This window comes from Acinetobacter sp. S54, assembly GCF_016624945.1.
Classification (GTDB): domain Bacteria; phylum Pseudomonadota; class Gammaproteobacteria; order Pseudomonadales; family Moraxellaceae; genus Acinetobacter.
Window position 1 is genome coordinate 1 of the sequence record NZ_JACVUI010000019.1, and the last position, 26,586, is coordinate 26,586.

The 26,586-nt window shown below is 39.5% G+C and carries 28 protein-coding genes; 5 read left to right on the forward strand and 23 right to left on the reverse strand.

The genetic code is table 11. From position 1 onward, the window contains the following. Nucleotides 1–82 precede the first annotated feature (82 nt). The 6 genes from IAE20_RS15850 to IAE20_RS15875 form a co-directional block, all read right to left on the reverse strand. Nucleotides 83–994: a hypothetical protein gene (locus tag IAE20_RS15850; RefSeq protein ID WP_200461823.1), complete on the reverse strand. Its 912-nt coding sequence runs from the start codon at nt 992–994 to the stop codon at nt 83–85. Between the two features lie 41 nt (nt 995–1,035). Beyond that, nucleotides 1,036–2,181, reverse strand: coding sequence for a toxic anion resistance protein (locus tag IAE20_RS15855; RefSeq protein WP_200482701.1), 1,146 nt, complete (start codon nt 2,179–2,181; stop codon nt 1,036–1,038). Continuing rightward, the gene (locus tag IAE20_RS15860) at nt 2,181–2,972 is read right to left on the reverse strand and encodes a tellurium resistance protein (protein WP_200482700.1); all 792 of its coding nucleotides are present in this window, start codon (nt 2,970–2,972) and stop codon (nt 2,181–2,183) included. Before IAE20_RS15860 ends, IAE20_RS15855 begins: the two co-directional genes overlap by 1 nt. Before the next feature lie 135 nt (nt 2,973–3,107). After that, nucleotides 3,108–3,512: a nucleoside diphosphate kinase regulator gene (gene rnk, locus IAE20_RS15865; protein ID WP_200482699.1), complete on the reverse strand. Its 405-nt coding sequence runs from the start codon at nt 3,510–3,512 to the stop codon at nt 3,108–3,110. A 143-nt stretch (nt 3,513–3,655) separates the two neighbouring features. After that, a complete protein-coding gene (gene glyA / locus IAE20_RS15870) occupies nt 3,656–4,909 on the reverse strand; it encodes a serine hydroxymethyltransferase (protein WP_200461827.1) in 1,254 nt (417 codons plus the stop codon). Nucleotides 4,910–5,063: 154 nt separating this feature from the next. Continuing rightward, the gene (locus IAE20_RS15875) at nt 5,064–6,299 is read right to left on the reverse strand and encodes an alpha/beta hydrolase (RefSeq protein ID WP_200482698.1); all 1,236 of its coding nucleotides are present in this window, start codon (nt 6,297–6,299) and stop codon (nt 5,064–5,066) included. Between the two features lie 201 nt (nt 6,300–6,500). On the opposite strand from IAE20_RS15875, the gene IAE20_RS15880 reads away from it, so the two are divergent. Continuing rightward, nucleotides 6,501–7,190, forward strand: coding sequence for a putative quorum-sensing-regulated virulence factor (locus IAE20_RS15880; RefSeq protein ID WP_200461829.1), 690 nt, complete (start codon nt 6,501–6,503; stop codon nt 7,188–7,190). 89 nt (nt 7,191–7,279) lie between these two features. Next, nucleotides 7,280–7,903 carry a hypothetical protein gene (locus tag IAE20_RS15885; RefSeq protein WP_200482697.1) on the forward strand — a complete coding sequence of 208 codons (624 nt, stop codon included), beginning with the start codon at nt 7,280–7,282 and terminating at the stop codon, nt 7,901–7,903. 380 nt (nt 7,904–8,283) lie between these two features. Here IAE20_RS15885 and IAE20_RS15890 read toward each other — a convergent pair whose 3' ends face one another. From IAE20_RS15890 to IAE20_RS15900, 3 genes are all read right to left on the reverse strand, one after another. Beyond that, nucleotides 8,284–9,624: an alpha/beta hydrolase family protein gene (locus tag IAE20_RS15890; protein WP_200482696.1), complete on the reverse strand. Its 1,341-nt coding sequence runs from the start codon at nt 9,622–9,624 to the stop codon at nt 8,284–8,286. 120 nt (nt 9,625–9,744) lie between these two features. Next, a complete protein-coding gene (gene ubiA, locus IAE20_RS15895; RefSeq protein ID WP_200461832.1) occupies nt 9,745–10,626 on the reverse strand; it encodes a 4-hydroxybenzoate octaprenyltransferase in 882 nt (293 codons plus the stop codon). Between the two features lie 3 nt (nt 10,627–10,629). Continuing rightward, nucleotides 10,630–11,133, reverse strand: a complete 504-nt coding sequence (locus tag IAE20_RS15900; protein ID WP_200461833.1) for a chorismate--pyruvate lyase family protein — start codon at nt 11,131–11,133, stop codon at nt 10,630–10,632. A gap of 169 nt (nt 11,134–11,302) precedes the next feature. Here IAE20_RS15900 and IAE20_RS15905 point away from each other — a divergent pair, with 169 nt between their 5' ends. Further along, the gene (locus IAE20_RS15905; protein ID WP_120369561.1) at nt 11,303–11,518 is read left to right on the forward strand and encodes a hypothetical protein; all 216 of its coding nucleotides are present in this window, start codon (nt 11,303–11,305) and stop codon (nt 11,516–11,518) included. 66 nt (nt 11,519–11,584) lie between these two features. Here IAE20_RS15905 and IAE20_RS15910 read toward each other — a convergent pair whose 3' ends face one another. The 11 genes from IAE20_RS15910 to IAE20_RS15960 all read right to left on the reverse strand — a co-directional run bounded on the left by IAE20_RS15910 (nt 11,585) and on the right by IAE20_RS15960 (nt 20,944). Continuing rightward, entirely contained in the window at nt 11,585–12,247 is a 663-nt protein-coding gene (locus IAE20_RS15910; protein WP_200482695.1) for a tRNA-(ms[2]io[6]A)-hydroxylase, read from the reverse strand. 10 nt (nt 12,248–12,257) lie between these two features. After that, on the reverse strand, nt 12,258–12,983 hold the full coding sequence (gene pdxJ / locus IAE20_RS15915) for a pyridoxine 5'-phosphate synthase (RefSeq protein WP_200482694.1): 726 nt from the start codon (nt 12,981–12,983) through the stop codon (nt 12,258–12,260). A gap of 23 nt (nt 12,984–13,006) precedes the next feature. Continuing rightward, on the reverse strand, nt 13,007–13,717 hold the full coding sequence (gene recO, locus IAE20_RS15920) for a DNA repair protein RecO (RefSeq protein WP_200461836.1): 711 nt from the start codon (nt 13,715–13,717) through the stop codon (nt 13,007–13,009). A gap of 8 nt (nt 13,718–13,725) precedes the next feature. Continuing rightward, nucleotides 13,726–13,923, reverse strand: a complete 198-nt coding sequence (locus IAE20_RS15925; RefSeq protein WP_200461837.1) for an NF038104 family lipoprotein — start codon at nt 13,921–13,923, stop codon at nt 13,726–13,728. A 25-nt stretch (nt 13,924–13,948) separates the two neighbouring features. Then, nucleotides 13,949–14,977, reverse strand: coding sequence for a GTPase Era (era, locus tag IAE20_RS15930; protein ID WP_200461860.1), 1,029 nt, complete (start codon nt 14,975–14,977; stop codon nt 13,949–13,951). Between the two features lie 11 nt (nt 14,978–14,988). Continuing rightward, nucleotides 14,989–15,681 (reverse strand): ribonuclease III, encoded by a 693-nt coding sequence (rnc, locus tag IAE20_RS15935; protein ID WP_200461838.1) that lies wholly within the window; start codon nt 15,679–15,681, stop codon nt 14,989–14,991. Further along, nucleotides 15,653–16,027 (reverse strand): DUF4845 domain-containing protein, encoded by a 375-nt coding sequence (locus tag IAE20_RS15940; protein WP_200482693.1) that lies wholly within the window; start codon nt 16,025–16,027, stop codon nt 15,653–15,655. The genes rnc and IAE20_RS15940 overlap by 29 nt, the downstream gene beginning before the upstream one ends. A gap of 23 nt (nt 16,028–16,050) precedes the next feature. Further along, nucleotides 16,051–16,878, reverse strand: coding sequence for a signal peptidase I (gene lepB, locus IAE20_RS15945; RefSeq protein ID WP_200461840.1), 828 nt, complete (start codon nt 16,876–16,878; stop codon nt 16,051–16,053). A gap of 63 nt (nt 16,879–16,941) precedes the next feature. Beyond that, entirely contained in the window at nt 16,942–18,759 is a 1,818-nt protein-coding gene (lepA, locus tag IAE20_RS15950; RefSeq protein WP_200461841.1) for a translation elongation factor 4, read from the reverse strand. A 225-nt stretch (nt 18,760–18,984) separates the two neighbouring features. Then, complete coding sequence (locus tag IAE20_RS15955) at nt 18,985–19,434, reverse strand: acyl-CoA thioesterase (RefSeq protein WP_200461842.1); 450 nt, start codon at nt 19,432–19,434, stop codon at nt 18,985–18,987. A 127-nt stretch (nt 19,435–19,561) separates the two neighbouring features. Further along, on the reverse strand, nt 19,562–20,944 hold the full coding sequence (locus tag IAE20_RS15960) for a Do family serine endopeptidase (RefSeq protein WP_200482692.1): 1,383 nt from the start codon (nt 20,942–20,944) through the stop codon (nt 19,562–19,564). 257 nt (nt 20,945–21,201) lie between these two features. Here IAE20_RS15960 and nadB point away from each other — a divergent pair, with 257 nt between their 5' ends. After that, nucleotides 21,202–22,842 (forward strand): L-aspartate oxidase, encoded by a 1,641-nt coding sequence (gene nadB, locus IAE20_RS15965; protein ID WP_200482691.1) that lies wholly within the window; start codon nt 21,202–21,204, stop codon nt 22,840–22,842. 68 nt (nt 22,843–22,910) lie between these two features. Here the strand turns inward: nadB and tmk are convergent, their stop codons facing one another. Genes tmk through pabC form a run of 3 tightly spaced genes read right to left on the reverse strand, consistent with a single transcriptional unit; the run spans nt 22,911 to nt 25,404 of the window. Further along, complete coding sequence (gene tmk, locus IAE20_RS15970; RefSeq protein WP_200482690.1) at nt 22,911–23,510, reverse strand: dTMP kinase; 600 nt, start codon at nt 23,508–23,510, stop codon at nt 22,911–22,913. Nucleotides 23,511–23,519: 9 nt separating this feature from the next. Further along, the gene (mltG, locus tag IAE20_RS15975) at nt 23,520–24,590 is read right to left on the reverse strand and encodes an endolytic transglycosylase MltG (protein ID WP_200482689.1); all 1,071 of its coding nucleotides are present in this window, start codon (nt 24,588–24,590) and stop codon (nt 23,520–23,522) included. Between the two features lies 1 nt (nt 24,591). Continuing rightward, nucleotides 24,592–25,404, reverse strand: a complete 813-nt coding sequence (gene pabC, locus IAE20_RS15980) for an aminodeoxychorismate lyase (RefSeq protein ID WP_200482688.1) — start codon at nt 25,402–25,404, stop codon at nt 24,592–24,594. Nucleotides 25,405–25,567: 163 nt separating this feature from the next. Here pabC and IAE20_RS15985 point away from each other — a divergent pair, with 163 nt between their 5' ends. Further along, a complete protein-coding gene (locus IAE20_RS15985) occupies nt 25,568–26,569 on the forward strand; it encodes a sulfate ABC transporter substrate-binding protein (protein WP_200461848.1) in 1,002 nt (333 codons plus the stop codon). Nucleotides 26,570–26,586: the final 17 nt, after the last annotated feature.

The window sequence follows — 26,586 nt, forward strand, 5'->3', positions numbered from 1 at the left end:
TGAGGATGATACGGTAAAAGGTTGCATAGGGGAAACAGTATGTTTTTATTAGTTCGATCGGTTTTACCGAACAAACCTATATTTAATCTTTTTGTTCAATTCTAGAGGCCCGATTTTTAAGATTCATAGCCAAAACATAAGTTATTATCGCGAGTAAAGCAGCCACTAGACTCAATCCCCAACATAATAACTGAACTATTTCAGAAAGTTGCTGAGCTTGATTCGCTTGTTTTTGAACACTTTGTGCTATTGGTGTTACAGCTTTTCCATAGATTTGCTGTTGCATTATCCAAAGCTGTTCTGGTTTAAAACCATATTCCATAAAATGAGGGTCTACTCGTTCCGAGCGAATCAAATTGGAGATATAAGGCAATGCTGCGTCTTTATCTACAGGTCGATGCAATAATGCAGTCTGTGCCAGAAGATAATCTTTTACTGGATTGGGCGCATCCGAATCTTTCAAATCATCGGCAATTTGGCTTTGTTGAATAGTCTTATCATAAGCAACCAAATCTTCGTAAGCCTTACTTTCATCGCTCTTGGCATCGTACTGCAAATAGGTTAAACCTGACCAAATCAGAATAAAGCCGATTAACCAAGCAACAAAACGCAAAATGAGTGAACGGAAGCGAACCTGAAAAAATTTAAATTTTTTTAAAATTCGAACAAAAATAAAAGCAGCAAAGAATGCCACAAAAAGCTTTAAAATCAGCCAGCCAAACCATGACAACAGACTAGTAAAATAGTCAGGTTGCTGATGAATCAACAGTTCATTGCCTATTGCAACAGGAATATGTAATTGTTCAATTTGTTGACTGAGATCAAAAAAACTATAAACCAGCGTTTGCTGAGTAAATGACGCAGCTAAAGCAATCATAAAAATCACAGTTGCTGTCAGACTCAACAAGATTACCCGATGTTGGCGCGTCTTTAACTGGCTTAATCGGGAATCTATCGATTGAACATTCGCTGGATAATTTTCAACGGGTGACAATCTACTCTCCTCAGGCTTTGAATAGGTTAGCCTTCATGCTCTTACTTATTTGAAGAAGTATCATGACTCGACTCAATCACGAGCTGATTCAGATTTTCCTGAAGTAAACGTAATCTTGTTGCAGCCTCATCACGTTTTTGCATGCCTTCTTTTTGAATCTGAATAACATCATTCACTGTCTTAATGAGGGTATTTTGTACATGTTCAAGTGTTTCGATATCTATTACAGAGCGTTGATTGGCTTTCGCTGTATCAACCGAATTTTGATGCAACAAATCCGCATTACGACGTAGCAGATCATTAGTTGCATCATCTATACTCTTAGCCAATTGCACGCTGTTTTTTTGTTCCTGTAAGGAAATTGCCAAACTAATTTGGTTTTTCCATGCCGGTAAAGTAATATTTTTGATCGCATAAAATTTATCCACTAACATTAAATTATTGGACTGAATAATACGAATCATAGGTAAAGTTTGCATGGCTGATTGCTGAAGAACTTGCAAATCACTCACTCGTTTTTCCAGATTATTGGCCAGATGATTTAAATCATAAATTTGCTGTGTGCTTTGTTGATCTTGCTCTTTTTGACTCAGCTGTGAAATTTGTTGCTGAATTTCCTGCTGCTTGATCTTACCGGCAGCAACATGAATCCCCAGTTGTTTGTATTCATCTTGCACGGCATCAAACATATGATCCAACGTATTGACACGAGTTTTTAAACCTGTCTGAGAGCGTTCAATCTCTTTGACCAAAACATCGATTTGTTCTTTTGTGGTATTAAAATGTTGGTCAAAGTTCTGTTTCGCTCCTTTAATTTTATTGAGCAATCCCCCTAAAATTGGAATTGATGATCCTTTAGACTTGTTTAAAATACTGGATGTATTTAGCTGCTGCGCAACTTGAACTACTTCATTTAATTTTTGGCCAGTCGTATCAAGATCTTTATTTTGAACCAGATTGAGTAACTCATCGGTATAGCTTGAAGTTTTAGTGGCAATGTCCTTACCATACTCTGAGACACTGCTAGGTGTCATGTCGGCTAGTGCCTGATGCGCATCCAGCACTTGAGCAAAATCCTCTGATTTCAGCCCTAATTCTTTTAAATTCAGACGCTCAAACTCGTATTTCTGCAATTCTGTTGATTGCTCGACTAATCCATTTTTATTGTCAGATTCAAGTTTTGACATCATTCCGCCCTATTTTTCTCTAATGATTTTTTTAAAGTATTCATCAATTTTTCACGGCTAAGATCCAGTTTCTGCAGTTCAGTAACCGAATACGTTTGCATGCTTTGCTTTAGATGATATTGCCATGCTGGAATTAACACTTGTTGTGCCTCTTTAAACCGATCAAGTAAAGTAAAAGAAAGTTGTTGAGCCAACTGCATCTGTGTAATTGCAATATCATTACTCGCTTGTAAAGTTTGTAACGTGTTTATTTTTTTAGATAATCTTTCCGCAAAATTATCCAGTGGGTGTTGTTGCTTGATAAAGGCAGGATATTCGATTAAGAATTCTTGTGCCGCCACAATGTATTTTGCCATTTGTTCACGGAGACCCAATACCTGTTGGACACGCGCCTGTGACTTTTGAATCTCAACCTGTAAACGCTGGCTCAAAAAGCTAGCCTCATTAATTAAACGTTCCAGTTCATTTAAATAATGAAGCTGCCCATGATCATATTCAATATCAATGCCTAACCATTTTTGCAGTCCATTAAACTTACGTTTTTTTAGCACTTTACTCGATTGTGCCAACTTCTCAATTAATTGAGAAATGATCTGACTCAGTTGGTGATTCAGTTTAGGATCAACGCCATTTAACAAGACAGATTGAGACTGAATAAGTTGATCCGCATAATGATTGAGCTGATACTGATCTTCCAGTATAGGCACTAGATCATTACGTTTAATTGCCAATAGTACTTTTGGATCAATCTCAATCTGATCCAGCGGAATCAATGAATTAAACTGAGTCATAATCAACCAATAGTTTTTCTCAACTCATCATATGCACAAATTACTTGGGTGCAAAGTCTATTTTTATATCAACATGATGATTTTATGTTAAATCTTAATGTTCTAATCAGCTCAAATCACTTGGAAAATACTAAATTACAGATATTTTCCTTCACGTTCAGGCTGATAAATGACTTTTTCAATTTTAATCTTCATTAATTGGCCATCAGGCTGCGGCCATTCAATCGTTTGCCCTTCCGTAAGCCCTAAGATCGCAGCCCCTATAGGAGCCAAAATATTAACCTGACTCTTATCACCTGTAAAATCATGCGGATAAACCAGCGTAACTTCAACTGACTGAGTAGATGGCGCAATGGTAATACTCACTCTTGAGTTCATACTCACCACATTGGCTGGGATTTGATCGGGATCGACCACGTCTGCCCGCGCTAGTTCATTTTCTAAATGTTGCATCGTTGCGGTTTCAGTATTTTGATGTTCAAGCATCGTTTCCAGACGGTGTAGGTCCTGAGACGAAATAATAATATTGGGCTGTTTCATTTATAAATTCCTTAAATTTATAGATTTTCCAAAATAAATCACGTAAATATAATCTTATCGTTATATCAGAATTTAGTTCTGATTTTTAAATATTCACGTATAAAAAAAGCTCCCTTGAGGGAGCTTCTTCTCAAGCAAATAACTTAGTTAGCATATACAGGGAATTTTGCACATACTGCTTCAACTTTGGCTTTCACATCAGCGATTACGTTTTCATCACCTTTGCTATCCAATACATCAGCAATCCAGCCAGCCAAATCACGTACTTCAGCTTCACCAAAACCGCGAGTTGTTACTGCTGGTGTACCAATACGAATACCAGAAGTCACAAATGGAGAACGTGGATCGTTTGGAACTGCATTTTTATTTACAGTGATATTAGCATTACCTAACCATGCATCAGCATCTTTACCCGTAATGTCTTGTTTAATTAAAGACAATAAGAATAAATGATTATCTGTACCACCAGAAACGATATCGTAACCGCGGCCACTCAATACTTCTGCCATCGCTTGGGCATTTTTGACCACTTGTTGCTGGTAAGTTTTGTACTCAGGCGCCATCGCTTCTTTAAAACATACTGCTTTGGCTGCAATTGCATGAACCAGTGGGCCACCCTGATTGCCTGGGAATACAGCAGATTGAAGTTTTTTCTCGATTTCTTCATTTGCCTTAGCAAGAATCAAACCAGAACGTGGGCCACGAAGTGTTTTATGAGTAGTGGTGGTAGTAACATCAGCAATTTGAACTGGGCTTGGGTATACACCCGCAGCAACCAAACCAGCTACATGAGCCATATCAACAAACAAATAAGCACCGACTTTATCTGCAATATCACGGAAACGTTGCCAATCAACAACACGACTGTAGGCAGAAAAACCAGCCACGATCATACGTGGTTTATGTTCTAAAGCTAAACGCTCAACTTCTTCATAATCAATTTCGCCAGTTTCTGGGTTTAAACCGTACTGAATGGCATTGTAGGTTTTACCAGAGAAGTTAACTTTAGCACCATGTGTCAAGTGACCACCATGTGCAAGACTCATTCCTAATACAGTATCGCCAGCATTTAATAAAGCTAAATATACCGCTGAGTTTGCTTGTGAACCGGCATGGGGTTGAACATTAGCATAATCAGCACCAAAAAGTTCTTTAGCACGGTCAATCGCCAATTGTTCAATCACATCTACATATTCGCAACCGCCATAATAGCGTTTGCCTGGATAACCTTCTGCATATTTATTAGTCAGTTTTGATCCTTGCGCTTCCATCACCGCAGGAGAGCAATAGTTTTCAGATGCAATTAGCTCAATATGCGCTTCTTGGCGCGCATCTTCAGCGTCAATTGCTTTGGCTAATTCTGGATCAAATTCAGAAAGAGAAATGTTGGCAAACATTAGCGAGGGTCCTATGAATTAGGGCTTTTAAGCCGTGCTAAGATTGGGCGCTATTGTAGCATGAACTTTAAGATTAAGCAGAATGAACTTTACTCAGTTTTAAATAAAAATGGCTCATGTTAGTTATATGAGCCACGCATCATAAAAATAATGATTATTTGGACAGCATCGTCCCTACGTCTTGCACAATATTGCCAATATTTAATGTATAAGCAGTACCATGATCCCATTTCACTGTACTACTGTCATCTGTATTGTATTGAATAACTGTTCCTTTTTCTTGAGCGGAACCAACCAATGTGTTAGTGGCTATTCGTGGTACAGTGGTGTCATAGCTTCCCTGATAAATCGTCACCGGCGTCGTTACTTTCACAGTTAAAGGCTGACCATCCTTACTAGTAAAATTTTTCACAGTGGGAATATTAAGGAAATTATCCTGAGTACGCCCATAACCATTTAAGCTTCCAGTTGATTGAGCATATAAGGTCATATTAAGTCCGAACGCATTAGCAATATCGCCTGAACATTCAGTCTCTGCATATTTTTCAGCAATCTGCGCTGTCGGGTCTTTAAACACCTGAGTATATTTAAAATCTGGATTTGGGTTGCGCAATCCTGCGGTAATTAATGCAGTAAAGGTATCGAGACTTGCATATACAGGAATCTGTGTAGTCGCAGGTTGATTTGCTACTGAGGCTTCACCTAAAGTTAAAATTAGATCAAGGTTAGATGCAGGCGCTACAGCAACGGTCCCCTTATAATCCAGTTTGGCACGGGATGCATATTGGGCAGCGCCTAATGCCGCTTGCCCCCCTTGTGAATGTCCTACGGTGACCCATTTATTATTTACTTTACTACCCAAATAATTGCGTGCAGCAACAACCGCATCAGTGATTGAAAAAGCTTCACTTTTTACATTTAAAAATGGATGCAATTCCTGCCCGCTAGGTTCTCCCAAACCTTCATAATCAGGGGCTACTACCACATAACCTTTCGCCAATAACTGGGCAATCATACCTTTAATATCAGTATCCATTGCGGTTCGACTGGGTGCGCATTTATCAGCAACGCCTGTTGTGCCATGAGCCCAAGCAACAATAGGCCACCCGCCGACTGGTGGAGCTCCTTTAGGTGTGAAAATTAATGCTGTTGCTTGAACTTCGCTATTGTTAATGCCCAACATTTTATAAGTCATGACCAGACTTTCACCCGCAATTGTACTCATGTCGGTTATGCTATAACTATCCGTACGAACAACTGGGTTTTGAATATTATTTTCTGGAATATCTGAGGGAGGATTAAAAACATCATCCCAGTCATTATCATCATTACAGGCTGATAAAAATATACTTAGACTAAGAGTACAGACTGTGAGCAACGTCTTTTTCATTTTTCTTATCCTTTTGAAGGTATTCAACATTCTTGTTGTTTTGCATGGCAATGCAATTTATAAATTATGCCCTTTTTAACAATAGAAACAAGACAGTTATACAAAGTGAAACATAACATTCATGAATACAATTGAATCTTTTCACAATTTATCAGGAATGCTACATTTAACTTTTGATGTAGTACCGAGATTATTCATTTAATGACTGCAATTATTCTGGACACCGAAACCCATACTCTCAATGGTTTACCTATCGAAATTGCTTATGCACCTATAGACGTTCATGCGGGTAAATTAAGTCTGGATAAAACTCAGCTATTTGACCAACTCTATCAGGTCAATCAGCCGATTTCCTATGCAGCAATGGCTGTACACCATATTCTTGAGTCCGATCTTGTCGATCAACCTTTATATACCTCTTTTGTCTTACCTGCTGATACCACTTATATTATTGGACATAATGTCGATTATGATATGAATGCGATTGCCCGATGTGGTGTAGAAACACAAGATATTAAGGCAATTTGCACCTTAGCTCTTGCACGAAAAGTTTGGCCTCAAGCAGATGCGCATAATATCTCTGCTTTAATTTATCTCATCTCGCGAGGTAGTGACAAAGCGAGGGAACTACTTAAAGGCGCGCATCGTGCTGATGCAGACATTATTTTAACTGCCAATATCCTGATGCATATTGTTCATCATCTTAATATTAATGATATTGAAGAGCTTTATCAGGCTTCGGAACAGGCACGTATTCCCACTAAAATTAACTTTGGTAAACACAAGGGCACCTTGATTTCCGATTTACCCCATGATTATATAAATTGGCTATTGCGTCAGGAAGAACTTGACCCCTACCTCAAAAAAGCGTTAGAGAAGACCGCAATCTAAAACTAATTTTTTGATTTATAAGTTATTTCATATTAATGTAATTTTCTCGTTTTATGGTATTCCCAATTTATAAAATGGATAAATTGGGGATGTCTCATTATTATAAAACTGCGCAAGGACATACGGCTCTCGAAAACCGTCAGTTAAACCTAAATGTCAGACAGCGCCGATTACTCCTTTTAATTGGTACTGAGGATTTTAATAAGTTAAGTGATCAATTCAGAGAAAAAATAGCATCGCCTGAATTATTATATCAACTTGAAGAGATGGGACTGATTCAGTTCGATACACAGGCAACATCTTTATCATCGCTAACGACCGAGTTCAATGATCAATCGTCAGAGAGGTCTGATGCCATACAATCTGATGTAACTCCTGATGAAACATCCTTAATGGCTCAAATTAATTCAAGCCAAGAATACCCAATCAATATTGATACTATTCAAAACGTGCAACCACAACTAGAACCTTTATCCGTTATGGCATTTGATGAAGTAAAAACATTAATGGCAGAAACATTATCTAGTTATTGTGGACTATTGGCACGACAACTTTTAGAACAAATTAAGAGTGCCTCGAATATTAAACAACTTAAAATCTGTCAAATGCAATGGATCACTCATTTACAGGAAACTCGTATTCCACCACAGCAGCTTAATCAGCAATTACAACAGGTGAATTTTGCTTTACAACATCTTCAACTCAACCCATAAAACCAATTAATTCATCGGTTAAATCGAAAAATAAAAAAATATACCGATCTTTTAAAACTCTGCCTGTTATATGCGGGATGACTGTATCGTTCAACATTTTGCGGTAATTACGACTAAAGACTTAACTCTTTTTCTCTAATCCAAAGTATTATAGATACATATAGTAAATATGATATATTTCTCTACGTTATATCAGTTTAGCCCTTTAGCTCACTTCGGTGGGCTTTTTTTATGCGATTTTAAAAGATTTAAACAAAAATTTGATGTTCATTTAGTCTCTTTAACAAGTTTAAGCTTATAAAATAAAAGAGTAACTGTGTTTCACAGCTACTCTTCTTGTAATCAAGCTTGCATATAAAATTTTTTAATATCAGCCTATTTTATAACCCTACCCCTGTACAATGAGGACTCGTACTTGCATCAATAGCCGCCGTATCAAGCGTTATGCCTGTTTTTGCGGGCATTTTAGCCTGAATAAAATTGTAGACTTGTAGATTACGACAGACAATCGCCTGGGTATGCGTTGCATTCAGAACAGGATCAAGTACAACATCGGGTGAACCCAACGTGTCTTTTAAATTGGAAACCAATGCCTGCGTTACAGGGTATGGAACGTTAGTATCTGCTGTACCTTGAACGATGTAAACGGGTTTATCTATACGTTTAGTGCCGGGTTGATTCGCCGTCAAAAAGGTTTGAACCGTTTGATTTGTTTTAAAATTATTGGTATCCAGACCAGGATAATCCATGACTTTTTTGTCAGGATTATCCGTCATGAATTTAATAATATCGGTTTTAAACTTTTCAATCAGACTTAAACTTGCATCGTCATTATCTAAGCAAAGTCCATTTTCGCCCGTCGTTCCCTCGGCAAACTCAGCCAAAGGTTTTGCTCTTTCCTGAAAAATATCTCGATAATTAAATTGTGTGTCGTATGCTTTGATACCAACGCCTGTAAGCGCAGCATAGGCAAGCAAAGTTGCATAAGAATCTACCGACACACGATTGGCTAACGGGACATTGGCAGTTATTTCTTTCTTCTCTATATCGGCCAATGCCGCCGGCGCTACCTCTAAAATAATTTTACCCAAACTCGATGCTGGCGCTCCTGCAACCGCACCTAAATATGTTGCATCGTTATTTGCATATTCAGCAGTACCTAAGGAAGCTTGCCCTCCTTGCGACTGACCGACAGACATCCATGTTCCATTGAGCTGACTACCATAATGATCCTTGGCTGCCTTAACTGCTGCAATTGCAGATTTAGCCTCACTTCCTAAATTAAGATACGGATGAATTCCTGGTGTTCCTAACCCTTCATAATCAGGTGCAATAACGACATAACCTGCTGCTAAAAGAGTGTCCGCCAAAATTTTAAATCGTGGATTGATGGTCGTATTGCTCGGTGCACAGCTATCACCCACCCCAACCGTGCCATGTTCCCAAACGACAACGCGATAACCATCAGCAGGCTGAGTAATTTTTGGAAACATCACCATTGCCGTCGCCTTGGCAGTTTTGCCCAGAACATTGACCATGTTATACGTCATTACTTTAACAGATGCAGCGCCTGTAACCTGATCCTTGTTATAAGTCGTCTCTGAAATATAGGTTTGTTCTGGATTGACTCCAATATAGTCATCATTACTATCATTACATGCACTTAAGAATAATGTCGTAGCTGAAAATGCCAATGCTAAGGCAATTTTTGACCGTTTCATAAAATATCCTTTTTATGTTTTTTAAGTTTTAGTTTGCATACTCTGCTATGCAAGATTATTTATGCACAAAAAAAGTGCTCTGCATAGAACACTTTTTAACTGGATGGTCAAAATTATATTTTAAAATAGATAAGCCAGAAAAATACCCAAAAATAGAATCACGCCTACCCAACGATTATGCCGAAATGCCCAGAAGCATAACTGAGGATCACGAGTTTTGGTTTTTGACCATTGATAAATATAATCAGCAGCAACCAATAATAAAGCGACCAGTCCCCATGGATACAAAATATCGGCAAGGTATAAAGATGTACCAATTAACACAAGACTTAAAAACTGTAGGAGCGAAATGATTTCAATATCATATTTACCAAAAAGAATCGCAGTGGATTTCACACCAATTTTTAAATCATATTCACGATCTGTAATCGCATATTGTGTATCAAAGGCAACTGTCCAACATAAATTTCCAAAATAAAGTAACCAACATGTCCAATCTAGTGGCTTACCCAATGCCGTAAATGACATCGGAATCCCCCATGAAAATGCCATACCCAATACCACTTGGGGTAAGTGGGTGTAACGTTTCATAAAGGGATAAACAAACGCTAAGCCTAGAGCACCAAAAGCACAATAAAAAGTTGCAATTGGCAAAAAAAACAGCATACACGCACTGGCTGCGACCAAAATTAAAAACACGGCTATCGCTTCTTTGGGCCGAATAATACCTGTAGCCAGTGGTCTGGTTTTAGTTCGCTCAACATGACCATCTACTTCGCGATCAGCAAAATCATTAATAGCACAGCCTGCTGCGCGCATAAAAATCGTACCAAACACAAACGCGAAGAGAATATGTAATGGAGGAATCCCTTCAGCCGCAATCCATAATGCCCACATGGTTGGCCAGAAAACCAGCTCAGTCCCAATTGGTTTATCAAAACGACATAAATAATAATAGGCTTCTAAACGTTGTCGCCAAGTGATGGATTGCACTGCTGCCATGGCTTACCCCTGCTCAATTTGCTTCTGGATAAAGTTTTCAAATGTTGTGAGAAATGTTTCTTGGACAATAAATTTACAACCATGCCACACATAACAACTTTGTCGAGTCCAACCATCCTCCAGATAAATTACTCGACGTTCACAGGCTGGGTTTGTGCGCTGAAATAAAAATTTGCCAATGGGTTTTGTACCAATATGCTGAAAGATTCTGGCTTTTTTTTGTAGGCTTAAAATCGGAAATATACTTTTTGCTTTAACCCAAGGCTGGGTCTCGCAGCCATACAGTAAACTTTCACGCACCCATGCTGTATGCGCATGCGGCATTTTCATCCATTTACTATCAATAAAACTGAGACGCTGAAAATGTTCTTTAGTCGGTTCAACTTGAAATTGACCCGAAGCTAAATCTGTCAATTGTTGAGTTAGCGAGCCTGATGCATACAACCATTTCTTTAATTCAGGAGTTAAAATTTTTTCCTGCTTAAGTCTGGATTGTAGGGTTTGCATAACACACTCACTTTGATCAGAACGCATAGTTTAACCGAATTTTTGTCTCGATAATGCGGCGATTTTCAGCAACATTCTTTTATTCATAAATTTGTAATAAATTTCACCATTTGAGAAAAAATTAATATATTATATAGGGCATTTATCGCAGGCATAGTTTAAGACCATTATGATGAATGACAAATTCAGATTTATTTTGCTTTATGGTGGAATATTCTGGGGCTGTGGTTTTACTATTTTAATGTTGCTTTATCGCTATTTCTTTTTGAATCAACCAAGCCTACCCATTACTGCTTTTGGTGTTTATTTTAGTATTTGCTTTATCGCAGGACTAGTATGGGGAAGTTTAGTACATCATGATATTCAAAAGAAAATAGTCAGCTAATTACTGTTCAAAAAAGTGTAAAAGCCAGTTTTTAAACTGGCTTTTGTGTGGTTGGATTATGAAAAATCAGACAGATGCAGCTAGTTTAGCGGGCACACCACTATGAAAACGAAATACATCATCCGTTGACAAAATTAAGTTTTTTTCAACGTCCCGAATATGTGCAATTCGCTGCTGAATATCTTCTTCTGGATGTTTCATCTTAGCCGTAGTTGCAACTTCCATTGCCAAAGCCAGATAGTCTTCAAAATGGCGGGACTCTGATTTCAGCAAATAACGATAGTAACGCCCAAGTTCATCATCCACTAAAGGTGCCAATGCATAAAAACGCTCGCAGGAACGAGCTTCTACAAATGCCCCGACAATCATGACATCAATCAATGCTTCAGGTTCATACGTTCGGATCTCTTTACGTAAGCCACCTGCGTAACGTCCTGCACTAACTGCTTTCCATTCCTGTCCACGTTTTTTCATAAACTCAAGCACTTGCTCGTAATGCAGCATTTCCTCACGAACTAATTGCGCTAGTTTCACCTGCAAATCAGTAAAAAAACTGTAACGGAACATCAGGTTCATGGCCGTTCCTGCTGCTTTTTTTTCACAATTTGCATGGTCTTGCATCAACAAATCAAGATGATTTATGGCTTCATCTAACCACGCTTGAGGAGTTCTACAACCTAAAAATACAATGACAGGCTGCATTAATTCATCATAGTTGGGATTTGACATTTATAAACTCTTATCTTGCTGCCTGAATCGCGGTTTTCATTAGTTGTACAGCTTGAGCTAAACCAACAAAGATACTCTCTGCAATTATCGAATGACCAATATTCAGTTCATGAATTTGAGGAATTGCAGCAATTGGGGCAACATTGTCCAGATTAAGGCCATGTCCTGCATTAACAATTAAGCCTTTGCTGGCCGCATATTCTGCACCCTGAATAATGCGCTCAAGTTCAGCACGTTGTGCTTGCTCATTTTCTGCATCGGCATAAGCCCCCGTATGCAGCTCAATCGTGGGTGCACCACAAGCAATAGCAGCATCAATTTGCGCCAAATCTGCATCAATAAATAAAGATACTTCACAACCAATTTCAGCGAGAGCCTGAGTAGCCGCTTTAATCTTCTCTAGTTGACCAACCACATCAAGACCACCTTCAGTTGTCACTTCCTGACGGCGCTCAGGCACAAAGCAAACATGTTGTGGTTTAATCTCTTTGGCAAATTGAACCATTTCCTCAGTTACAGCCATTTCCAAATTCATATGAGTGTTTAACAAGGGTCGCATACGGCGCACATCATCATCTTGTATATGCCGACGATCTTCGCGCAAATGCAAGGTAATACCCTCTGCACCTGCCTGTTCACAGACCAACGCCGCCTGAACTGGATCTGGATAAGTTGTACCTCGCGCCTGTCTCAATGTCGCAACGTGATCAATATTCACACCAAGCAAAGCAGCCATAGATAAATCCTGAGAGCAAAAAATTAAGAATGTGATTGTGTACTTTGTATCCAGAGTTGACGACTTTTTAGAGGCCGATCACCCAACAAAGATGTAATCATTTGACGGTATAGTTTACCTAATAATTGCAATTGTTCAGCAGAAAATTCTTCGCCCTCTACATAATTATGCATGCAACAAATTAGCTCACCCATTAGCGTGGCAGAACTACGACTCGCAACAGGCAAAAAACCTTCTGTTGTCTGAAATTGATAAGACATTAATGTACTAATAGGTTGCTGGTTACAATCCACATGAAAATCGACCGCATAGCCCAATTCTTGCAATAAAGCATGTTCAAACTGACGTAGAATTTGTCTTAAAAATAAAGCAGGCTGTGGATGTGAAGACAAAAGCTGCAACTGTGCCAATGTTTTCTGATATTGACTAAACGTTTGTGGCATCGCTTCTTCTAATGGGCATAAACGTAACAGGATTTCATTTAAGTAAAATCCTGCAAAAAAAGCGTCACCATGAAAAAAAACTGGATGATTTAAAATCTCAAGCTTAGTGAAATTTTTCAAATCACCTTTGCCTGTCGCTTGTAAAGTAATAGGTTGATATTGAGGGGGAGGTGTTTGCCTGAGAATCCCGTCCATACGACCATATTCTTCAGTAAACAGATGCACGATGTGGCTTTTTTCCCGATATTTTCGATGATGAACCAAATAGCCATGAATCACTTCATTACGCATAGACGAAGTTAATCATCCTTTTTTTGTTGGTCTTTATCATCATCACCATCTGGAATAACTGCCTCTACTACAGCAGCCGTACCTTTCACTACAGCTTTGGTGGTTCCATAAGCGACCTTTACGGGGACAGTCACAATTTTGGTGATACATCCCTGTAGCATTAACACACAGGCTAAAACACCAACACATCGCATTATGACTGTCATTACTTATTCTCTATCCACGTATATTTTAAATATCACTGTAACCTAGACTCTTGAGCGCACGTTCGTCATCAGACCAGCCGCCTTTGACTTTCACCCAAAGTGTCAGCATGATTTTCTGCTCAAACATTTTTTCCATATCAGTGCGTGCTTCCATGCCAATACGCTTGAGTTTTGCACCTTTTTCACCAATTACAATGGCTTTCTGTCCAGCACGTTCCACGAAAATGGTTGCATCAATGTAGGTACAGGCGGGTTTTAAACGACCTGTCTTTTCATTAATGGTTTCTTCTTCCGTTTTAAACGACTCAATTTGTACTGTTAAATCATAAGGCAATTCTTCACCAAGCTGACGCATGATTTTTTCACGAATAATTTCACTTGCCAAAAAACGCTCAGAACGATCTGTAATTTGATCTAGCGAATAAAGTGGTGGCTGAAAAGGCAAATATTTCTCAATGGTGTCACGTAAGTGATCCAGATTCGCACCACGTAATGCAGATACAGGCACAATTTCAGCAAAATTCATCAATTTTGCACGCTCACGAATAAGCGGTAAAGCTTCATTCTTATTTTCAAACGTATCTAACTTATTAATGACAAGAATGACTGGCATTTCTGCATTTTTAAGCTTTTCCAAAACCAATTCATCATTTTGAGTCCATTTTTGTGCATCTACAACGAATAAAACCAAATTGACATCACGCAATGCCGAATGCGCTGCACGGTTCATCATTTTATTGATGGCGCGGACTTCTTTTTTATGCATTCCTGGAGTATCAACAAATACCGCCTGAGACTTTTCACGTGAATCGATTCCTACAATCTTATGACGTGTGGTTTGTGGTTTACGTGAAGTAATCGATAGCTTTTGACCCAATAAATGGTTCATCAATGTGGATTTACCTACATTCGGTCGTCCAACAATCGCAACAAAGCCACTTCTAAAGTCAGCAGGAATGGTGACACCTTTGTCACTAAAGAATTGGTCAATCAGTTCATTGGCCTGACTTTCAGGATTTTCATTTGAATCTGGATTGACTTGATCAGAATGCATGGACATGCAGGCTATTGCTCCAATAACTTTAATATTTCTGCCGCCGCCGCCTGTTCAGCAAAACGTCGGCTTGAACCCTCACCTACAATATTAGGTAGCCCAGCTACCGAACATTGGACTTTAAAGTGCTGATGAGGGGCATCACCCTGAATATCTACAACCTCGTAAACAGGGAGAGGTTTTTTACGTGCTTGTAGATACTCTTGTAAACGCGATTTAGGATCTTTAAGCTGATCACTTGGCTCAATATGATCCAGATAAGGCGTATACCATTTTAAAACAATACTTTTCAGTAACTCTAAATCACCGCTATCCACATAGATTGCGCCAATGATGGCTTCGACTGTATCTGCTAATATCGATTCACGATGATGACCACCCGATTTTAATTCACCTGTGCTTAATATTAAACACCGGCTAAGTTTCAAATCGTTTGCAATCTTGCCTAAAGCTTCCTGGCGTACTAGTGTAGCACGCATACGGGTAAGCCGACCCTCATTTTCATGCGGATAGGTCTGATATAAATAATTGGCAACAATCATGCCAAGTAATGAATCACCTAAAAACTCAAGGCGCTCATAATTGTATTTGTGACTGACAGATCGGTGTGTTAAAGCAAGCTGAAGTAACTCAGCTTGCTGAAACTGATAACCAATCCTGCTCGGTAATCGAGGATCACTTAGCTTGGACTGACCTTTGATCAAAATTTTTCTCGAATGTTAGAACTAAATCAATATTCAATAAGAATGGTTTTCTTATTTCGTATTTCTTACTGACGTTTAGACCATCTTGAGTTGATACTTTAGCAATATCTTTGAAATGTAAATCTCGGATATTGTTCATTTCCAGACGCTGATTCATCTGAGTATCAAACTTAGCAGGTGTAATATCGGAAGGGCTACTTTTTACCAGCTCTTCAATCTGATTATTAATCACCCGGTCATCCCAATACGCTGGCCAGATTGCAACGGCAGCCTTGACTGCCATCGCAAATAAAATTACCCCAAATAAAATAGCTAAATACGAAGCGCCTTGCTGAGACTTACGCATTTGTAATATTCCTAATCGTGTTTTTAGTCAATTTTGCCGTTACGACTGAACGACGGAATTTTAAAGCCCGGCTCTTTATGCATCCAGATATAAAAAGCACGACCTGTTAAATTTTCCTCAGGAACAAATCCCCAGAAACGGCTATCTGCACTTTGGTCACGGTTATCGCCCATCGCAAAATAATGCCCTTTCGGAACAGTCACTTCCCAATATAAACCATCTTGATTCGAATATTTACCATTTTCTATATAATTGATAAATGGTGCCTGACGAGCGATATTTACGCCTTCAAGCTCACGCATGGTAAAAGTATGATCACCTAAGGTTTCTTTATGATAAATCGACGTTGGCGTATCTAAAATATCTTTTTCACGATGAAACTCAGTAGCAACTTTAGGGACTTTCTGACCATTAATTGATAATTGCCCATGATCATAAACAATATGATCGCCTGGCAAACCTACCACACGTTTAATATAGCTAATGCTAGGTTGCGGTGGATAACGAAAAACGATCACATCACCGCGCTCAGGTTCACCAACATTAATAATTTTCTTATTAATGATAGGTAAACGCACACCATAGTCAAACTTATTGACTAAGATAAAATCACCTGTTTCTAGCGTTGGAACCATCGAATCCGAAGGAATATTAAATGGCTCATACAAAAAAGACCGTAAAATTAATACAACTGCCAAAACAGGCCAAAAATCATATGCCCATGTAATCAGGAAATTTTCGTTCTCACGACCTTTGGTTGCACGTTGTTTGAATACCAATTTATCGAGTAACCATACGATAAAAAACAACAGCGTAACTGGAACGAGAATCAAATTAAAATCAAAATCCACAAAACCTCACTCGCAGCAACGCTGCTCGTTTTTCGACTGGGTAAAGCAATGCCTTCCCGCGCCTTATCTATCGACTTTTAATACAGCTAAAAACGCTTCTTGTGGGATTTCTACACTCCCCACCTGTTTCATGCGTTTCTTACCTTCTTTTTGTTTCGCAAGTAATTTCTTCTTACGTGATACGTCACCACCATAACATTTTGCCAATACGTTTTTACGCATGGCTTTTACAGTAGAACGGGCAATAACCTGCGCACCTATCGCCGCCTGAATCGCAACATCAAACATTTGACGTGGAATCAAGTCTTTCATCTTTTCAACTAATGCAATACCACGATGACGAGCATCTTGACGGTGACAGATCATGGCCAAGGCATCCACCTTTTCACCATTAATTAATACATCAACCTTAACCAGAGATGAACTCTCAAAACGAACAAAGTTATAATCTAGCGAAGCGAAACCACGTGAACATGATTTCAACTTATCAAAGAAATCCATAACAACTTCGGCCATTGGAATTTCAAAAGTTAAGGAAACCTGATTTCCTAGAAACTTCATGTCTTTTTGGACGCCACGACGCTCGATACATAAAGTCATGACGTTACCTAAATATTCCTGCGGAACCAGAATATGACATTCGGCAATCGGTTCACGGAGGTCTTCGACCAAACTTCCATCTGGCATTTTTGAAGGACTATCGATATAGATCGTATCGCCTTTTTTGGTAAGGGCTTCATACACTACGGTTGGTGCAGAACTAATCAGGTCCAGATCATACTCACGTTCTAAACGTTCTTGTACAATCTCCATATGTAGCATACCCAAAAAGCCACAACGGAAACCAAAGCCTAATGCATCGGAGCTCTCAGGTTCAAAGAACAACGCTGAGTCATTGATCTGTAATTTTTGTAAAGCTTCTCGGAACGGTTCAAAGTCACTGGCATCAATCGGGAATAAACCTGCATACACCTGCGGTTTAACTTTTTTGAAACCCGGTAAAGTTTTAACTTCAGGCGTTGAAGACAACGTAATTGTATCGCCTACAGGAGCCCCAAAAATATCTTTAATTCCTGCAATTACGAAACCTACCTCACCCGCTTCAAGGATATCGGTCTCGGTGTGTTTAGGATTAAATACCCCGACAGATGTTACAGGATGAATCTGGCCTGTAGATTTAACTAGCATCTTGTCGCCTTTACGGATACGACCCTGCTTGATCCGTACCAAAGACACCACACCTAAATAGTTATCAAACCACGAGTCGATAATTAAAGCCTGTAACGGTGCTTCACGATCACCTTCTGGAGGCGGGATCACATCGACTAAACGCTCGAGGACACCTTCAACTCCTAAACCTGTTTTTGCAGAACAAGTTGGTGCATCTGTGGCTTCAATCCCGATGATTTCTTCAATTTCATGAATAACGCGCTCAGGTTCTGCCTGCGGTAAATCAATTTTATTGAGAATGGGTAAAACTTCCAGACCTTGTTCAATCGCGGTATAACAATTGGCAACGGATTGCGCTTCTACGCCCTGCGCTGCATCTACCACTAGCAATGCACCCTCACAAGCAGCAAGCGAGCGAGAGACTTCATAGGAAAAGTCTACGTGTCCCGGGGTATCAATAAAGTTAAGCTGATATTCTTGACCATTCGGATGCGTGTAATAAAGCGTTACGGATGCAGCTTTAATGGTAATCCCGCGTTCGCGTTCAAGCTCCATTGAGTCCAAAACCTGAGCTTGCATTTCACGGTCTTGTAAACCACCACACATCTGAATAAAACGGTCAGCCAAAGTTGACTTACCATGGTCAATGTGAGCAATGATCGAGAAGTTACGAATATTTTTGATATCAACGGATTTTTTAGCCGACGCCATAGATTACTCTGAAAAAAAATACACCTTTAAATGCAATACTTCACACAGTATGCAAGATGTAAAAGGACTGTCCTAAATTGCTGCACAGTATAAGCAACCGCTGATTAAAAATATAGTGCGATCATTCTGCTTTTAAAACTATTCATTGAATTGCAACAAAATACAGCTCCAATTAATTTTAATTCCTAAAAAGAAGTCAATGTATGCTCAAGTTACAACAAACGTTCAACCGTAACTCATGGTAAAATCTATCGGATTAATATCTTTGGCTAAAGGCTGGTAAGTCTGTGTAAAGGTAGGTGACATACGTTTTGGTCGACCCGTACTGATCTCAACACACGCCCATTTGGTTTTTGCCACAAACAAAACAGTTTGATCCTTAGGCCGATAAAATACATATTGACGTGACAAATAGATGCTATCAATCGCATCTAGCCATGTACGAAGTATAATTTCTTCACCTGCAAAAGCTGCTTTTCGATATTGTACCTGATGCTCGACTGCGACCATAGCATGATTCATTTCAAGATATTCTTTCAGGCCCAACCCCAAAGCCTCGACATGTGCGGTGGCTACATCCTGCATCCATTGCACATACATCACATTATTCACATGTCCCAATTGATCGATGTGTTCAGGCTGTACCACTAGTTTTAAATCAAAAATCGCACTCATTCTTTATTCGTTCCAATTTCCATCCTCATACAGAGGCTACTCTTCACATTTATACTGTATCTTACTAGAAATATCCCATAAAAAAGCCACTTCGTTTAAAGTGGCTTATTCAACATTATAGCTAGGATTATTTGATTCGTAAGCCCAGCATAGCACGCTGTCCCTGACGAATAATTGACACTCGCGCTACCGTATTCTTTGGTAAAGCGGCTACGGTCTTAGCAAAATCATTGGCATTTAGAATCGCAGTGTTATTAATCTGAGTAATAACGTCACCAGAAATAATGTTTGATTGTGCAGCCAATCCTCCACGCGTGACATCCTGAACCAGAATGCCCCCGCGTACATCTAAACGTGATTGTTCCGCTGGTGTCAGGTTACGAATCGACATACCTAACACAGGACCATTTTGTTGTGCGGCTCGTTCAGAAGTAGCTGGTGTGTCATCTGGCGCAGTAGTTAAAGTCGCAGAAATACTACGAGGTTTACCGTCACGTAATATTTCTAACTGAATCGTTTGTTTTGGCATTGTCCGATTCAGATAGTTTAAAAGATCAGAGGTTCGTGAAATTGGAGAACCATTATATTTCATAATGATATCACCCGCTTTTAAACCTGCTTTAGCCGCGGGTGAATCTGGCGCAACCTGATTGATCAATGAACCTTCTGGACGCGGTAAGTTATAGGCATCGGCTAGGTTACGGTCAATATCCTGTAACATGACCCCTAGATAAGAACGCGTAACTTTTCCAGTGGTTTTAAGCTGTTGAACTACATCCATTGCCACATCGATTGGAATAGAAAATGACAAGCCCATATACCCGCCAGTACCACTAAAGATACGTGAATTAACCCCCACGACCTCACCACGCTGATTAAATAAAGGCCCACCGGAGTTGCCAGGATTAAGCGCTACATCGGTTTGAATAAATGGAACAGAGGTTTCACCTTGCATATTTCGTGATTTTGCGCTCACGATCCCAGCAGATGCCGAATAATCAAAGCCAAATGGTGAGCCGATTGCAAGCACAGGTTCACCTACTTTAAGCTGATCGACATTGCCTATTTTTAAAGCGGGATAACTTGTACCATCAACTTTGAGTAATGCCACATCGGTACGTTCATCACTACCAATAACTTTTGCATCAATTTCACGGCGATCCTGCAATGTAATAGTAATGCGTGATGCATCTTCAACTACATGGTGGTTCGTGAGTAAATAACCATCATTACTAATGAAAAAAGCACTGCCGTATCCGACTTTTTCCTGAGGAACCTGTTGTTGTGGAATGACGACCTGATTACCAAAAAAACGTTTTAAAATCTCTGGGACTTGTTGTTGTAACAACTCTTCCTGAGTCATTTTTTTTACAACATTGACACTGACCACAGCTGGGCTGACTTGTTCGACCAAACTGGAAAAATCAACAGGCGTTGCAGCATCCGCTTGTACAGCTGCCATAGTAAACACCATGGCATACATTCCATTTTGTAAATAGCGACTATTCATGTAGCACAAACTCACACACTAGTTTTAGGTTAGACCCAATTGTTTTAACACAACTTTTTCTCCATTTCCGTAATAATATGTTTATTATTCCAAGAATAAAAAATTGTGATTATTGCATTAAATTTTCCATATTAGGATCATTTAGACGTTCTAAAATTTGAAAGTTTATTGAAATTTCGATTTAGATTTAAGCATATCGAGTCTTGCCTTTTCTTAAAAAAAAGCGTGTTATTAGCAAACTTTTTGTAAATTAGCTGATGGACATGCCTGATTTAGACACAACTCATCATTTTGATGTGATTATTGTGGGCAGTGGCGGCGCTGGTTTAAGCCTTGCTTTGTCATTACCAAGTCATTACAACGTTGCGGTTTTAGCAAAATCTTCCCTGACAGAAGCCAGTACTTTTTATGCTCAGGGCGGTGTTGCCGCGGTTCTGGATGAAACAGATTCCATTCAACAGCATATTGATGACACGATGATTGCAGGAGCGCATTTATGTGAATTAGATGCGGTTAAACAAACAGTGGAAGGTGGTCGTCCATCGGTTGATTTTCTCCTCAATCATGGAGTTCAGTTTACTTTAGATGAAGAAGATCAACTTCATTTAACCCGTGAAGGGGGGCATTCACAGCGTCGTATTATTCATGCTGCAGATGCAACAGGTAAAGCGATTTCCACGACATTAGTGCAACGTGCCCGCGAACAAAAAAATCTGACTATATTTGAAAATTACGTCGCGATTGATGTTATTACACTGCATAAATTAGGTCATACGGACCAGAGTAATCGTGCAGTTGGCCTTTATGTACTGGATGAAAAAACTGAAAAAGTCCATACATTTCTAGCCCCCTTTACGGCCCTTGCCTGCGGTGGCGCAATGAAAGCCTATCTGTATACCTCAAATCCTGATATTGCGACTGGTGATGGCATTGCCATGGCTTATCGCGCAGGTTGTCGTGTGGCAAATATGGAATTTAATCAGTTCCATCCGACCTGCTTGTATCATCCACAGGCACGTTCATTTTTGATCACCGAAGCTATGCGTGGTGAAGGCGCCTATTTGCGTTTACCTGATGGTGAACGTTTTATGTTGCGATTCGATGAACGCGCCGAATTAGCACCCCGAGATATCGTCGCACGTGCGATTGACTATGAAATCAAGCGCTTGGGAATCCGTCATGTCTGGCTGGATATTACTCATAAACCCGCTGATTTTATTCAGGAACATTTTCCAACTCTTTATACGCGTTTACTTGAGTTGGGTATTGATATTACCAAAGATATGATTCCTGTCGTTCCTGCCGCGCATTATACTTGTGGCGGTGTGGTTGTGGATGAACACAGCCAAACGGATCTTGAGGGCCTATATGCAATTGGGGAAACATCTTATACGGGTTTACATGGGGCTAACCGCATGGCCAGTAACTCACTATTGGAATGTTTTGTTTACGGAATGAGCGCCGCACAGGATATCCAGCACAAATTTAATCATGGTTTTACATTACCCGATGTACCCAATTGGGATGAATCTCAGGTCACTGATGCTGATGAAGATGTGGTTATCCTACAAAACTGGGATGAATTACGTTCGACCATGTGGAATTATGTCGGCATTGTACGCACCACCAAACGGCTAGAACGTGCTTTACATCGCATCGAAATGTTAAAACGAGAAATTACTGAATATTATCAGGACTATCGTGTCAGTAAAAATCTGATTGAACTGCGAAATCTGGTACTGGTTTCAGAAATGATTGTACGGTGTGCAATGCAACGCAAAGAATCTCGTGGCTTACATTACACACTGGATTATCCAGAGCTGGGAAATGAGCTACGAAAAACTGTACTGACGCCTCCTACTTTTGAAGTAGAACAACCGTTAGTAAATGTAATTTAAGTCTAAAATTCTAAAAAGCCAATGCGCGAAAAAATGAATTATTTCGCGCATTTTTATATTTAAATATTCTATTTTAGATGGTTTAATGCATCCTCAAATACCTTTTCAGGGGTTTGCATCGCATCCAAACGCTTTACTCTTTCTGGATGGAGTTGATGTAACTCGTGATAACCTTGACGTACTCGCTCAAAAAAATCAACTTTTTCCTGCTCAAAACGATCCAAAGCTCCACGTTCGCGGGCGCGCGACATGCCTAGCTCAATCGGTGCATCCAGCCAGAACGTAATATCTGGCATTCGAGATACAAATGTTTGATTCAAAATATTGAGCTTTTCCTTGCTTAAACCTCGTCCAGCACATTGATAGGCATAGCTAGCATCGGTGAAACGATCACTCAATACTGTTTTCCCTGCATTGAGAGCGGGAATGACAACCTGTTCTAAATGTTGTGCCCGTGCTGCATAAATCAATAAGAGCTCTGTATCATGCGCCATTTTTTCTTCATGATTGACTGCTAGCAATAGATCACGAACTCTTTCAGCAAGTGGTGTGCCACCTGGTTCACGGGTCAATACAATCTGTTCCCCCTGCCGTTCAAAATACTCATAAATCTTGCGAATGAGCGTAGTTTTTCCTACACCTTCCGTGCCTTCAAAGCTAATGAACATTTTAACTCCCTAGTTTTTTGACCTTAACACGGATAAATAATCCTGAACTGCCTGATTATGCGCTTGCAGGGTTGCACTAAACTTGTGTCCACCATTGCCTGTAGCAACAAAATAAATATTGTCAGATTGATCGGGATGCATAGCGGCTTCAATCGCTTTTTTCCCTGGCATGGCAATGGGTGTAGGGGGCAAGCCCGACATGGTATAGGTATTATAAGGCGTCGGTGTACGCAAATCCTGTCGACTAATTTTACCTTGGTAGTTGTCACCCATTCCATAAATAACAGTTGGATCAGTCTGTAAACGCATTCCTAATTTTAAACGGCGTACAAATACCCCTGAAACTTGCTCAAGCTCACGATCCAAACTGGTTTCTTTTTCGATAATAGATGCCATGATCAAAGCTTCATATTTATTTTTATAAGGTAAATCTGCTGCTCGATTTTGCCATGCGGTATCCAATGCTTTCATCTGATGTTGATACAGATCCGACAGGATTTTTTTATCAGTTTCACCTTTAGAAAAGAAATATGTGTTTGGTGCAAACAAACCTTCAGGATGTGAATACGGCAACCCCAGTTCTTTTGCTATTTGCTCTTGCGGTAAATTAACCACGGATTTAGTCACATACGGATCTTTTTTCAAATTGGCAATCAATTGCTTGAAGGTCGTTCCTTCAATCACTTGAACCCGAATCATTTGTGCATTTTCCGCATTAGACAACATGCCTAATACCTGTCGAATGCTCATTCCCTGAGGAACTTCATATACCCCTGCTTTCATCGTGTCATGAATAAAAAATTTCTGATAAATTTTTAGAATTAACGGTATAGAAACCTGATTATCTCTCGCCAAACGCTCAATAAAATGAGAATACGTGTCTCCACTGGCAACCACCAATAATTCTTTTTTGCCTTTTACAGGATAGTCTTTAAAGAGATTGGTCCAAACGAGACTCACAACCCCAATACCTAAAATGCAAAGTGCCATGAGCCATTTTCTGTTTTTTTTAAAAAAGCCTATTTTGTTTGGAGGCTTTTTTTTATTTTTTGCTTTAGGCTTATTTGAAGGTTTTGACATATCAGTGAATCTGGTTCAGTTGAAGTGTATGAAAAAGATCTACACATATTTGAGAATCTAAAGGTTTTCCATCAAGATGGCTCACAGCTTTCATCGGATGCAGCGCATTACAAAAAAATAATGCCTGAATATTTTCCAGCTCATTCATATCGATAAAACCATGTGCGACAGGCACACCCATTTTTTCCATTCGAGATAAAATTTCGGCCCGCATCACGCCGTGCACGCCATTATAACGAAGTTCGGGCGTAATCCATGTATCTTTTAAATAAATAAAGCAATTACTGCTAATACCTTCAACAATCAACCCCTGTACATCCGTTACAAGTGCTTCAGGCCATTGTCGTTGATCAGCCTCCTGTTTTAGTAGAACCTGCTCTAGCCGATTTAAAGTTTTTAGTCCCACTAAATGTGGCATCGTCATTCCTAACACCTGATTTAATACACCTGTCTGTATAAATTGAGGATGGCATTCAGTAAATTCTTGTGGATAAAACCAAACATAAATATCCGCATTTTGCGTGGGCAAACTATAACCACGCTGGCCGACACCCCGACTAATAACAATCTTAAGGGTACCAGTTAAAATATCGTTCAGGCATTGTAATTGCACGAGAGTTTTTTCAATCAACGACAAATCTGTCTTGAGAAACAAATAATCACAACTATTTTTTAAACGTAACATATGACGTGCTTTTAATTCAAAATGCCCCCGATAAATACGGGCTGTCGTAAAGCAACCATCTCCATAATGAAATGCACGATCTTGTAAATCTAATGACTCGACTCGTTCTGCATTTTTAAAACACCACATCGCTAAACATCCCGTTGATTTTCCAGCTTAGTTTAAAAACACATAAGCTTTTTCTATTTCTTTTTTATTCATATAAAATTCATTTTTTATTATTTTTTATGAATAAAGACTCGCAGTATGCTGCATCCATGTTCTCAACATTTATTTGAATCAGGGGAAAAACATGCGTTTGGCACAATTAAAGGTAGGGGTTTTGGCTGCGTTGATTTCAGTTTCATCATTTGCAGCAACAGATTTTTTAAACGTTTCATATGATCCAACACGTGAACTCTATGAAAACTTTAACAAAGAGTTTGGCGCGTATTGGAAACAGCGTACCGGTCAGGATGTAAATTTCAAACAATCTCATGGTGGCTCAGGAAAACAAGCCCGTGCGGTAATCGATGGTTTACAAGCTGATGTAGTGACTTTGGCTTTGGCAGCAGATATCGATGAAATTGCTGAAAAAGCAAAACTCTTACCTGTTGACTGGCAAAAGAAATTTCCGCAAAACTCTACCCCTTATACATCCACCATCGTTTTCCTTGTTCGTAAGGGCAATCCAAAAGGTATTAAAGATTGGGCCGATATTGTAAAACCAGGTGTAGAAATTATCACACCAAATCCAAAAACATCGGGCGGTGCACGCTGGAACTATTTAGCAGCATGGGCATGGGCGAAACATCAATATGGTTCTGACGCTAAAGCACGGGAATTCGTTCGCCAGATTTATAAACAAACCAAAGTTCTTGATTCAGGTGCACGTGGTGCGACCACAACTTTTGCTGAACGTGGCATTGGGGATGTATTACTGGCTTGGGAAAACGAGGCCTATTTAGCACAGCGCGAACAACCGGGCAAGTTTGAAATCATTACTCCGTCTCTTTCAATTTTGGCAGAACCACCCGTTGCAATTGTTGAAAAGAATGTAAAAAAAGATGGCAATGAAAATCTAGCCAAAGCTTATCTTAACTTCCTTTACTCGCCAAAAGGACAGGATATTGCAGCGAAAAACTTTTATCGTCCACGTAATGCAGACATTTTAAAACGTTATAGCAGCACATTTAAACCACTTAAATTGGTCACGATTGATAAAGAATTTGGTGGCTGGACCAAAGTACAAAAGCAGCACTTTGATAATGGCGGCATTTTTGATCAAATCGTAAAAGAAAACAACGTGAAATAATCAGCGTTTATCGGGAG